This is a genomic window from Verrucomicrobiota bacterium JB022, assembly GCA_030673845.1.
GTDB lineage: Bacteria > Verrucomicrobiota > Verrucomicrobiia > Opitutales > Oceanipulchritudinaceae > WOUP01.
Window position 1 is genome coordinate 236,302 of record JAUTCQ010000012.1, and the last position, 11,166, is coordinate 247,467.

Below are 11,166 nucleotides of genomic sequence, written 5' to 3' on the forward strand. Positions count from 1 at the left end.
CATGACAACGCGCGCAACGCCAACGCCTCTCTTTTGCCTCATGCTGGGGCTCTTCGGCCTGCTCGGCCTGCATTCGCCCGCGTGGGCCCAGCAGGACATGCAAGTCCGGGCCGCCGTCACCCCTTCCAACGTAATGCTGGGGGAGATCGGGCAATATCAGATCCTGCTCAGCAACATCCCCGCCGAGCCGGAAAACGTCGAGCCGCCCACGGTAGACGGCTTCGAATTCGGCCCGATGCAGCAGCAACGCTATCAGTCGACCAACGTGGTCAACCGCTTTGGCCAGATGCAGACCCAGAGCCAGTTGCAGCTCTCGCTGGTCTGGAATTTCCGTGCCAGCAAGCCCGGCACCTACACGATCCCGGGGCAGGTCATTACCATCCGGGGCGTCGACTACAAACTGGAAGACAAAACGGTGACGGTGGGGCAACCGAGTCGTGATTTTCTCGATACCGTCAGCCTGCGCCTCGGCCTGCCGGAAGGCCCGGTATACGTGGGCCAACTGCTGCCCATCCGCGTGATCCTGCGCATCCGCCGCGATGCCGATGTGGCTGCCCAACGCGGTGCCGTCCTCCAACGGCTGGGCGACGACATGCAGGAGGTCTTTGCCGGGGCCCAGCCTCAGCAGAATGACGTGACGGAAGCAGGGGTGCGCTATGCCGAATTTTCGTGGGCGTATATCCTCTCCCCCACCCGGGCCGGCCCGCACGAGCTTAACTTTTCCTTCCCCATCGACTACGGCGACCCTCGCCTTGGCCGCTACCGCTCGATCACGCTCTTTACCGATCACGAGCCGATCCGCGTCTCGGCCCTGCCCGAGCAAGGACGGCCCGCAAGCTTCACCGGCGGCGTCGGCCAGTTCAGCGTCGATCACGAGTGGTCGCGCGAGGAAGTGACCACCGGGGAGCCGGTCGAGCTGACCTTGACGGTCAATGGCCGCGGCAACATCAGCCGGATGGAAGCGCCGCAGCTCAAGGTGCCCGAAAACTGGCGCGCCTATCCGCCCCGTGTCGACCAGACCGAGGGTGATACGCCGCTGCGGGGTACCAAGACGATCAGCTACGTGTTGATCCCGGAGAGCTCCAGCGTTACCGAGACGCCGGAAGTGCGCCTGGCGTGGTTCGACCCGGCCAAGAGCGCCTATCAGGAAGAAGTCGTCGCCCCTCAGCCGCTGAAGGTGACGGGGGAAGCGGCGGCACCCGCACCGCGCTCATCCGGCGGCTCGACCCTGCGCAGCCCGAGCGGCCCCGGGATCGGTGCTCTCGCCACCGCGCCGGGCAGCTTTTACCCGGATAACAAACCGCTGTTTTACCGCCCGATGTTCTGGGCGGGCAACGTCGGTTTTGCGCTCGTGCTGGGCCTGCTCGGCTACGTGCGCTGGAAGCGCCTGCGCTACGAGACCGAGCCGGAGCTGCGCGCCCGTGCCACCCATACCCGGGCGATCGAGCAAAGCCTGAGCACTGCCCGTCAGGCTGCCGCCAAACAGGAGTCCGTCGCGTTTTACCAAGCCTCGTTCAAGGCCTTGCAGATCGCTTGCGCCGGGCCGGGGGTGCCCGCCGAGTCCGTGACGCTGGAGCAGATCGACCAGCGGCTGGCCAAGGCCGGGATGCCGGAAGACGACCGCCGCTCACTGGTTTCGCTGCTCAACCGGGGCGATGCACTGCGCTACGGCGGGCGCGCCCAGCAGACCGATTTTTCCGCCGACCTCAAGCGGGTCGAACACGCCGTGCGCCAACTCCAAGCCTGAGACGCTTCCATGAAACACCTTCTTTGGCTCATTTCCCTCCTGGCCTTCACGCTCGCGGCCCACGCCCAAAGCCCGGCGGAAGACGCCTTTTACCAAGGCAACACCGCCTACGCCAGCGGCGATTACCCCGCGGCAATCGAGGCCTACGAGCAAGCACTGGAGCTGGGCGGCACGGCAGCAGGCGTCCACGCCAACCTCGCCAGCGCATACTACCAGAACGGCGACGTCGGCCCCGCATTGCTCGAAATCGAGAAGGCGCTCGTGCTCGCTCCTGCCGACCCGGCCTACCGGGCGAAGTGGGAATTCCTCCGCACGCAGACCAACCAGCCCATCACGACGGCTCCCCTTTGGGCGCCGCACGCGCTCTCACTGCCGCTCAACGGCTGGGTCGTCGTCGGCACCCTCGCGGTGTGGCTAGTGGTGATCGGCGTGGTCTTGCCCGCCCTGCGCTGGCTGCCGACTTACCTGGGCGGCGGTCTCGCCTTTCTGGGGGTGCTGTGCTTCCTCGCCGCCCTGCCCCCACTCGTCTATTACCATTTCCAGAGCGAGCGCATGATCGTGCTGGAGCAGGCTTCACTGCGCGTCGCGCCCACCGAGGCCAGCCCGACGACCGACGCGGTGGCGGCCGGAGCCTCCGTCAAGCGCTTGGAGCAGCACGGCGAATTTGTCCGCGTGGCCCTCGCGAATGGTGCCACCGGCTACCTCCCGGCGCAAGAGGTTGCAGCGGTGTGGGAATAGCGGTATCTTACCGCAAATATGGAGGTGCTTGCCCTCATCGTCTCCAGCACGCTGTTTTTTCTCGGCGTGCTGGGCATTTTTCTGCCGGTGCTACCCAGCACGATATTGGTCTGGGCAGGTATCGCGATCCATCAGCTCTGGATGGCACCGTTGTCGGTGGGCTGGAAGTTCGTGATCGTGGCCGGCATCATCACCTTGTTGGCCGAGTTGCTGGACTTCGTCGCCTCCTACCTGGGGGCGAAAAAATTCGGCGCCACCTGGAAGGGCGCGTTGGGTGCCTTGGTCGGCGCCATCGTTGGCGGAATCTTTTTCAATCTCCCGGGGTTAATCCTGGGGCCGATCATCGGCGCTATGTTGTTCGAGTTTATCGAGCAGCGTTCCTGGCGGGCCGCGAGCCGGGCCGGCATCGGTGCCATCGTTGGTTCCCTCTTCGCCCAAGGAACAAAGCTTGCCGTTTCGGTCGGCCTCGTCATCGCTTTCTACTTTTATCTATGAAATCAGTTCTCCTGTCTGTCACGGCTCTGTTCCTGGCCAGCCTCTCCACTGGCTGCGTTTCCAGCAAGAATGTCACCCTCAGCAACAATCCGCAAACCGGTGAAGCGCTGGTGGCCAACGGTGCCTCGCTCAACGAGATCGTCAATCTGATCGAAAAGGAGGCTGATTTTGACATCGACGTCGACATCCGCTCCAACCGTTTTCGCAGCATCACCCTGCGCCTGGCCCGCCGCGCCACCTGGGAGCAGACGCTGCAGGATCTGGCCAACCTCTACGGCCTACGGCTGGTCAAGCTCGATGAAAACGAGTATCGCTTGAGCGACTAAGACCTTTCGCACCCCTCCAACTGTGATGGTGGCTTCTCATCGCACCCTCAACTGGGGCCGCACACGCTATCGCGACGCCCTCGCCCGCCAACAGGTGCTCGTGGCCCAGCGCTTGGCCAAGGCCGTGCCCGATACGCTGGTGCTGACCGAGCACGAGCCCGTCTATACCCTCGGCGCACGCCCGGGCGCAGATCAGCACTTGCTGTGGGACGAGGCGACCCGCGCCACCGCCGGCGTCGAAGTGGTGAAGATCAACCGCGGGGGCGATGTAACGTTTCACGGCCCGGGGCAACTCGTCGGCTATGCGTTTCTGGACCTGACTGAGCGGGGGCGCGACCTCCACGCCTACCTCCGCCAACTGGAAGAGGCCCTGATCCAGGCGCTGGCCGGGTTTGGGCTCGAAGCCGGTCGCCGCGAAGGCAAAACGGGGATCTGGCTGGCAGAGCGCAAGATTGCCGCCATCGGCGTGGCCGTCCGCCGCTGGGTGACGTATCACGGCTTTGCGCTCAACGTCTCGACCGATTTGCGTTACTTCGGCGGCATCGTGCCTTGCGGCATCACCGATGGCAGCGTGACCAGCCTTGAAGCCGAGCTGGGCCAGCCGGTAGACGCCAAAGCCGTCGCGGAGGCCGTGACGACAAGCTTTTGGCGGCAGTTCGCCGCCCCGGCACAGGCAGTGGCCCCTAATTGAAGTTGCAACCACCGGCGAGCTGTGGCTTGGTGGAAATCATGAGCGAACGTAAGCCTTCCTGGCTCCGCGCCAAGCTGCCCACCAGCCCGACCTACAAGACCGTCCGCGGCATCGTCGAAGAGCACGAGCTGCACACCGTCTGCCAAAGCGCCCGCTGCCCGAATATGGGCGAGTGTTGGTCGCGCCGCACGGCTACGCTCATGATCCTGGGCAATACTTGCACGCGCGCCTGCACCTTTTGCGCGATTCAAACGGGTCGCCCGACCGAGCTCGACCTGGGTGAACCCGCCCGCGCCGCCATGGCCGTCAAACGCATGGGCCTGAAGCACGCCGTCATCACCTCCGTCTCTCGCGACGACTTGAAGGACGGCGGCGCCGGCGTCTGGGCCGCTACGATCCGCGCCATCCGCTACAAGAACCCGGAGACGGCCATCGAGGTGCTGATCCCCGACTTCCGTGGCAATCTGGATCAGCTCGACATCGTGCTCGAAGCCAAGCCGGATATCCTGAATCACAATTTCGAGACCGTCCCCCGCCTCCAGCGCCCGGTGCGCAAGACTGCCAGCTGGGACATCACGACCAAGGTGCTCTCGCACGCCAAGTCTCGAGGCTTCACCACCAAGACGGGCATCATGCTCGGCATCGGCGAGGAGCAGGACGAGATCGAAGAGACGATGCGCCACTTTGCCGACATCAAGATCGACATCGTGACGATCGGCCAATACCTGCAGCCCACCAAGGAGCACCGCAAGATGCACCGCTGGGTGTCGCCCGAAGAGTTCGAGCACTGGAAGCAATTCGGCCTCAGCATCGGCATCGGTGTGGTCGAAAGCGGCGCGCTCGTGCGCTCCAGCTACCACGCCGACGAGCAGAGCGACCGCTACAAGCACGGCAAGACGGCCCAAGCGCCGGTCGCCGAACCAGTCGCGGCCCCCGTGGCGTAAAAATCGCCCCCTACCCTTTTTAGAAACCAAACGCGCTCTCAAAACTGGGAGCGCGTTTTTTTGTAAATTACGAGCGGGAGGACCGTTCCTCGCAAAACACGCTCTGGCCTTTTCTACACGATCAGGGTGCGGAAGTCGTCGAACTCGCCTTCGAAGCCGCCGGGCACGCCTTTGACGATCACTGCGACGGCGTCGTGGCTGTGCAGCGACTCCAGGTGCGCGATGGCGGCCTGGAAGTCCTGGATACGGGGTTCGGCGGCAAGCTGCGCGTAGAGGAGGCGGGCGGCGTCTTCCACAAACTTGGTCTGCTCGCCGTTGAGCTCGGCAAAGGCCTGCTCGTCGGCGCGGCGCACCATCACCTGAGTCTCAGTCAGCAGCGCACGTTCGGCCAGTTGCTGGAGGTCTTCGATCGTGAGGCCGCTACGCGGGTCGATCTCGACGCTGATGCGGGCATTGCTGCGCTGGCTGTGCGGGATCGCCATCACGCCCCGCTCTTCCAGCGCGTGCAGCGACAGCTCGTGCGAGGCGGGGCAGGCGCTGCTGTAGACAAATTCGAAGTGGATGCGGCTGCGGAAGCGGCCTTGCGCGTCGAGCGATCCCTCAAAGCAGCAACGGTAGTATTGCCAGCCGCTGGCACCGCTGCGCAGGCTCGGGCGTCGGATCGGGTAGGAAAACCGCAGCTTGAGGCGTGCCGTGGGGCTGTTGATGCGCTCGCAATAGGCACGCAGGATGGGCTCCAGCGTGCCGGGCGTAAAGACCTCCTGCTCAAACTCGTAGAAGGTGCGTATGATGCGGCTCATATTGATGCCCTTGTGCCCCGCCTGCAGCCCTACGGTGCCGGTGACGGAGGTCTCGAGCGTGCGCAGGTCGCCCTCGGCCGTGCGGTACTGCAGCGGCAGGCGAAAGTTGGAGATGCCCACCTGCTGGATCGGCACGTTGGCCCCCAGGATGCGCTCGGAGCCTTGGTTCTGCGTGTCGGGCAGCGGCTGTTGCTCAGTGTGTGTGCTCACCTTCAAAATGTGCGATCGAGTCGAAACGTATAGGCATATGCCCGTGGATACTCCCGGCGCAAGCCCAAGTTGTCTACCTGGCAGTCTGCACAGGCTGGAGAGGATGGCAAACCAAGGGTATTTTATCTTGATACAAAGGAAAATATAGCACTATTTCGCTTGCTTTTCTTACAAAATCGCCCTACTAGTAAGGAATGACGGTAGTACACGCCAAAGTGACTTCCAAAGGGCAGATTACGTTACCCAAAGAGCTGCGGGAGACCTTGTCGCTTTCGGCGGGCGACCGCGTCGAATTTTCGATGGAGGATTCCGAACACGTCTCGATGAGAAAGAAGAAGGCCCCGGGATCCTCGGCGGGCTGCGCGGCACCTTTTATTGGTGTTAAGCAACGAGCCGCTACCGTAGAAGAAATGAAGGCGGGAATCGCGCGCCATCTGCAGCAAAAGCACGCGCGAGAATGATCGCCTTCGACACCAATTACCTCGTCCGCTTCCTCACCCAGGATGATCCGGAGCAATCCGCAGTCGTCACGACCACGATTCAGGCAGAGATCGAGGCGGACCGACAGATCAGGATTTACGATCTTGTGCTGCTGGAAACGTGCTGGGTGCTCAGCTCCGTCTACCAAATCAGCAAGGCCCAATGGCTCATGATCCTGGAAAACCTGCTGGATGACGCGCTGTTTGTCTTCGATGATGCAGCCCGCTTGCGCCTCGCCCTCGAACGCTACCGACAAGGAAAAGCCGATTTCGGGGACTACCTGATCTGGGCTCGGGCCAAAACGGAAAAACACACGCTCCTCACCTTCGACAAGAAGCTGAAGAGAGATTTGTAGCGATGCTCCCGCAACTTCAGCCGTGACAGGCGTTGTGCGGTTGTGGCACCCTTGTGGATGGGCATGCGGTTTCAGGTCCTCGGGAGCAGTAGCTCGGGCAACTGTGCGTTGCTGGAGACGGATGATTCGTGCGTGCTGATCGACGCAGGCTTCAGCGGGCGGCAGATCAAGACGCTGTTGCGCGAAGCGGGGCGTACGGTCGACGACTTGCACGCGGTCTTCATCACCCACGAGCACGGGGACCACGCAACCGGCGTCAAAGGACTCTCCCAACAGCGCCCCAACCTGCCGTTTTTCGCCAATTACGATACCGCCCAAGCGATCCAGCGGCCCTTGAAGCGCGATGTACGCTGGGTGATCTTCGAGACGCAAAAGAGCTTCAAGTTTCGCGACATCGAGGTGGCGACCTGCCGGATCCCGCACGACGCCTACGAGCCGGTCGCCTACTCCTTTACCACCGGCGGCTACGATCTTTTCAACCCGCGCCGCAAGCTGGCCTGGATTACCGACCTCGGGCACACGACCGACTGCGTACGCGAGCTGGCCGCCGATGCGGATGTGCTGGTGCTGGAGAGCAATCACGACCCCGATCTGCTGGCCAACGACCCGTTTCGCCCCGCGTCGGTCAAGGCACGGATCAGCGGCACGCACGGGCACTTGAGCAACGCGGCCGCCGCCGGCTTCCTGCAGTCGTTTCACCAGCCGCGCTGGCGCCACCTCCTCCTCGCCCATCTGAGCAAGGACTGCAATGAGGTCGAACGCGTGAGCGACAGCATCCGGGGAGCGCAGACCCGTTGTGATTTTACCGTTATCGACCCGCGCGGTGGTCAAGAAGTGACGCTCGACTTGGCGGTGGTGTGACATTTGAAACAAAACAGCGACGCTAATAGCCTTCGCTGGCATCCCGAATCAGCTCTAATCCGCAAAATATGGGCGTTTTTGCGCAATTCTGCGCCCATGTCGCACACATTCGCTTAAACGGCCCGTAATTTTCTTTCATTCCCCGGACGCGGCTTTAAAAAAAGTAATGCTATGATCTGGCAGGACCAACTACGACAGGACATCCCGGCTGACCAAAGACGTGTTGCGGCGACGCAACATCCGCACTATCGGCAGACGAAAATCATTTTTACCATCGGGCCCGCTTCGGAAAGCCCGGAGGCGCTGGAGCAGTTGATCCGCCAAGGTGTGGATATCTGCCGCATCAACATGGCTCACGCCGACCACCAGTGGACGCGCGAGATCACCCGCCGCGTGCGGGCCGTCGCCGCCCGCGTGGGCCGTGAAGTGGCCGTGATGATGGACGTAAAGGGCCCCGAGATCCGCACCGGCAAGATCGACGGCGAGTGGACGGTGGAAGAAGGCGAAATCTTCGACTTTTACTGCGACCTCGACCGCATCGACGACTTGAAGGAAGAGGGCGTGCGCGGCGTGAGCATCAACTACCCGAACTTCTGGGAAGATGTGAAGGTGGGCGATACGATGCTCGTCGACAGCGGGCTGCTGCGCTTCCGCGTCGAAGACATCCAGCCCTGCCGCGTTCGCACCAAGGTGACGGTCGGTGGGCCGCTGACCAGCCGCCGCCACGTGAACCTGCCGGGCGTGAAGGTGCGCCTCCCCTGCCTGACCGAAAAGGACCGGGAGGACATCAAGCTTGGCATCTCTGTCGACATGGACTTGTATGCCTTGTCGTTTGTGCGCGAAGCCGACGACCTGGACATGATGCGCGCCTACTGCCGCGAACAGGGCCAGAGCGATGTGCGCATCATCGCCAAGCTCGAAGACCAGAGTGCGATCGAGAACCTTTCCGAGATCGTGCAGGCAAGCGACGCCGTGATGGTGGCGCGGGGCGACCTGGGGATCGAGATCCCCTACGAAACCCTGCCCATCGCGCAAGACCGCGCGGTGAAGGAGTGCCTGCGCCAGGGCAAGAGCGTGATCGTGGCCACCCACATGCTCGAGAGCATGATCCAGAACCCCGTGCCGACCCGCGCGGAGATCACCGACGTGGCCCACGCCGTGACCCAGCAGGCCGACTGCGTGATGCTCAGCGGCGAGACCAGCGTCGGCAAGTTCCCGTTTGCCTGCGTCGACACCCTCAACCGCATCATCACCTCGGTCGAAGGCCAGGATGGCCCGGGTTGGAACGACCGCATCGAGCTGAAGAGCGCCAAGGGCCTGCTCCTGCGCTCAGCCGTGATCCTCTGCCAAGAGCTAGAAGGCGCTGCCATCGTGTGCTTCACCCGCAGCGGCTTCCTCGCCAACGTGCTCAGCGCCTTGCGCCCGCGCCGATCTCCGATCTTCGCCTTTACCGATGATCCACGCGCGCTCAAACGCATGTGCCTCAACTGGGGCGTCGACCCGTTCTTCATCCAGTTCACGGAAGACGATCCGGAAGAGACGATCATCAAGGCGATGCGCATGCTCAAGGAGAGCGGCCACGCCGGCCCGGGTACCCGTCTGGTGGTGATCGCCAACGCCTTGCTCGGCGAGCGCGTGATCGAGACGATCCAGCTCCGCACCATCGAGTAAGCTACGATTGATCTGTTTTTTACGGCGACCCGTTCCGACTGGAGCGGGTCGCTTTTTTGCGCGTCGATCAGACGACGACGTCTTCTTCTGGCGCCGTCTTGGCCCGTGCGACTGCCGAGCCGAGCAAGGCGCCTGCAAAGAGCAGCGGCCCTACCCGTCCAAAGAACATCAGCGCGGTCACAATCAGCTTTCCGGCATCGCCCAGTTGCCCCGTGAGGCCACGGCTGAGGCCGACCGTGCCGAGCGCCGAAGCACACTCGAAGGCGATATCGACCAACGGCTGCGGCTGGAACGCGGCCAGCAGGTAGATACCGAGCCCGAGCAGCAGCATATAAAAGAGGCTCGTGGCCACCGCCAGCCTGCGTCGTACCTCGGGTATGGCCTTGCCGGCAAAAGTCGGTTCCGGTCGCCCTTTCAGCACGCTGACCATGATCGCCCAAAGCGCCGTGACGGTGGTGGTCTTCATGCCCCCACCCGTCCCGACCGGCGAAGCGCCCACCAGCATCAGCACGATGAGCAGGAGCGTCGAGGCCGATGACAATTGCTCGATCGGCAGGGTATTGAAGCCGACCGTAGTGCTTGCGGTCATCACCTGGAAAAAAGCGTTGAGCCACGCGGTGAGCCCAGAGGATGGTGCTGTCAGCGGCTCCTCGAACAGCAGCAACAGCCAGCAGACGCCGATCAGGCAGGCCGTGCTGGCAAGGATGATCCGGCTCGTCAGCGTGAGCCCCACCTTGCGGCGGCGCAGCGAGCGCCAGAAGTCGTTGACAATGAGGAAGCCCATTGCACCGAGGATGCTGAGGGTGGAGATCACAACGTGCACCCCGGGGTTGGCTGCAAACTGGGTGAGGCTGTCGTCGTAGAGCGAAAAGCCGGCGGTGCAGAAGGCCGAGATACTGTGAAAAACGGCGCTCCAGAGCGGCTGCTCGACTCCAGCAGACGCAAAAAGCCACCAGAGCAACCCCGCCCCGACCAGTTCCACGCAGAGGGTATAGGCGACGACAAGGCGCACGGTCGCGGCTACGTCCAGCTCTTCGGGAAGGTTGAGGGAGAGGCGCTGCGTGCGCTCGCGCCATTGATCAATGCGGCGTGAAGCGGCCAGCAAGACGAAGCTGCCGAAGGTCATGTAGCCGAGGCCACCCATCTGGATCAGCCCGATGATGACGAGCTGCCCAAAGAAGGTATAATCGTGCCCGGTGCTGAGCGTGACCAGCCCGGTGGTGGAGACGGCCGAGGTGGCGGTGAAAAGCCAGTCGAGCCAGCCGCCGTGGGTCGAGGCGCGGGCGTAGGGCAAGGCCAGCAGGCCCGTACCCGCAAGGATGTAAAACAGGTAGCCAAAGGCCAGCAGGCGCTTGGGCTCCCCTCGCACGAAGCGGGAGATGCGGGTACGCATCCACCCGTCGATCCAGGTCCAGATCGCTTTCATCGGAAATCAGAGGTTGAAGTTACAAACGGTGCAAACAGGAGAGGCACCGGATCTGATTTCCGATGGGGCTCCCTCCGAAGCCGACGAGGTTAGCTGACGGGCTAGGCGCGAAAGGTCGCCTGGCAGAAGCTCTGCCTTCGCCCCGGCCTGGTCTCCCAGGCGGTTGGGTCCCCCGTTGAGCGCAATGGCGCCCACTAGGCTATGAGGTATAAGGATGCACAGCTCGGCCGCCGGCGCAACTGCGGCGTTATTCTGCCATTTCGCCGGTTGGGATGGTCTCCACCGGCTCCGGTTCGCCGAAACGCTGGTGGTAAATCATCCAGATGAGGAGCAACGAAAGGCCGAGCAGGCCGATGATGAGGACAGCGCCGCCAATGCCGACGCGTCGGGATGGTCGCGACGATTGCATGCAGGCAGGCTAG

The 11,166-nt window shown here is 63.0% G+C and carries 13 protein-coding genes and 1 riboswitch; of the genes, 10 read left to right on the plus strand and 3 right to left on the minus strand.

The genetic code is table 11. From position 1 onward, the window contains the following. Nucleotide 1: 1 nt before the first annotated feature. From Q7P63_07920 to lipA, 6 genes are read left to right on the plus strand one after another with little or no spacing between them, the layout of a single operon-like run. Complete coding sequence (locus tag Q7P63_07920) at nucleotides 2-1,747, plus strand: BatD family protein (protein MDP0500014.1); 1,746 nt, start codon at nucleotides 2-4, stop codon at nucleotides 1,745-1,747. Nucleotides 1,748-1,756: 9 nt separating this feature from the next. Continuing rightward, nucleotides 1,757-2,485 (plus strand): tetratricopeptide repeat protein, encoded by a 729-nt coding sequence (locus Q7P63_07925; protein MDP0500015.1) that lies wholly within the window; start codon nucleotides 1,757-1,759, stop codon nucleotides 2,483-2,485. Nucleotides 2,486-2,503: 18 nt separating this feature from the next. Further along, nucleotides 2,504-2,980: a DUF456 domain-containing protein gene (locus Q7P63_07930; GenBank protein MDP0500016.1), complete on the plus strand. Its 477-nt coding sequence runs from the start codon at nucleotides 2,504-2,506 to the stop codon at nucleotides 2,978-2,980. Further along, nucleotides 2,977-3,306 (plus strand): hypothetical protein, encoded by a 330-nt coding sequence (locus tag Q7P63_07935; protein ID MDP0500017.1) that lies wholly within the window; start codon nucleotides 2,977-2,979, stop codon nucleotides 3,304-3,306. The genes Q7P63_07930 and Q7P63_07935 overlap by 4 nt, the downstream gene beginning before the upstream one ends. Before the next feature lie 25 nt (nucleotides 3,307-3,331). Beyond that, on the plus strand, nucleotides 3,332-3,997 hold the full coding sequence (gene lipB, locus Q7P63_07940) for a lipoyl(octanoyl) transferase LipB (GenBank protein ID MDP0500018.1): 666 nt from the start codon (nucleotides 3,332-3,334) through the stop codon (nucleotides 3,995-3,997). A gap of 38 nt (nucleotides 3,998-4,035) precedes the next feature. Further along, nucleotides 4,036-4,941 (plus strand): lipoyl synthase, encoded by a 906-nt coding sequence (lipA, locus tag Q7P63_07945; protein MDP0500019.1) that lies wholly within the window; start codon nucleotides 4,036-4,038, stop codon nucleotides 4,939-4,941. Between the two features lie 113 nt (nucleotides 4,942-5,054). On the opposite strand, the gene folE2 is transcribed toward lipA, so the two are convergent. Beyond that, a complete protein-coding gene (folE2, locus tag Q7P63_07950) occupies nucleotides 5,055-5,951 on the minus strand; it encodes a GTP cyclohydrolase FolE2 (protein ID MDP0500020.1) in 897 nt (298 codons plus the stop codon). A gap of 194 nt (nucleotides 5,952-6,145) precedes the next feature. On the opposite strand from folE2, the gene Q7P63_07955 reads away from it, so the two are divergent. The 4 genes from Q7P63_07955 (at nucleotide 6,146) to pyk (ending at nucleotide 9,318) form a co-directional block, all read left to right on the plus strand. Then, nucleotides 6,146-6,412, plus strand: a complete 267-nt coding sequence (locus Q7P63_07955) for an AbrB/MazE/SpoVT family DNA-binding domain-containing protein (protein MDP0500021.1) — start codon at nucleotides 6,146-6,148, stop codon at nucleotides 6,410-6,412. Further along, nucleotides 6,409-6,786 (plus strand): type II toxin-antitoxin system VapC family toxin, encoded by a 378-nt coding sequence (locus Q7P63_07960; protein MDP0500022.1) that lies wholly within the window; start codon nucleotides 6,409-6,411, stop codon nucleotides 6,784-6,786. The genes Q7P63_07955 and Q7P63_07960 overlap by 4 nt, the downstream gene beginning before the upstream one ends. Nucleotides 6,787-6,849: 63 nt before the next feature. Then, nucleotides 6,850-7,647 carry an MBL fold metallo-hydrolase gene (locus Q7P63_07965; protein ID MDP0500023.1) on the plus strand — a complete coding sequence of 266 codons (798 nt, stop codon included), beginning with the start codon at nucleotides 6,850-6,852 and terminating at the stop codon, nucleotides 7,645-7,647. A gap of 171 nt (nucleotides 7,648-7,818) precedes the next feature. After that, entirely contained in the window at nucleotides 7,819-9,318 is a 1,500-nt protein-coding gene (gene pyk, locus Q7P63_07970; GenBank protein ID MDP0500024.1) for a pyruvate kinase, read from the plus strand. Between the two features lie 67 nt (nucleotides 9,319-9,385). On the opposite strand, the gene Q7P63_07975 is transcribed toward pyk, so the two are convergent. Both Q7P63_07975 and Q7P63_07980 read right to left on the minus strand, forming a co-directional pair. Continuing rightward, the gene (locus Q7P63_07975; protein ID MDP0500025.1) at nucleotides 9,386-10,744 is read right to left on the minus strand and encodes a potassium transporter TrkG; all 1,359 of its coding nucleotides are present in this window, start codon (nucleotides 10,742-10,744) and stop codon (nucleotides 9,386-9,388) included. A 63-nt stretch (nucleotides 10,745-10,807) separates the two neighbouring features. After that, nucleotides 10,808-10,955, minus strand: a riboswitch (cyclic di-AMP (ydaO/yuaA leader). A gap of 36 nt (nucleotides 10,956-10,991) precedes the next feature. Further along, a complete protein-coding gene (locus Q7P63_07980) occupies nucleotides 10,992-11,153 on the minus strand; it encodes a hypothetical protein (protein ID MDP0500026.1) in 162 nt (53 codons plus the stop codon). Between the last annotated feature and the right edge of the window lie 13 nt (nucleotides 11,154-11,166).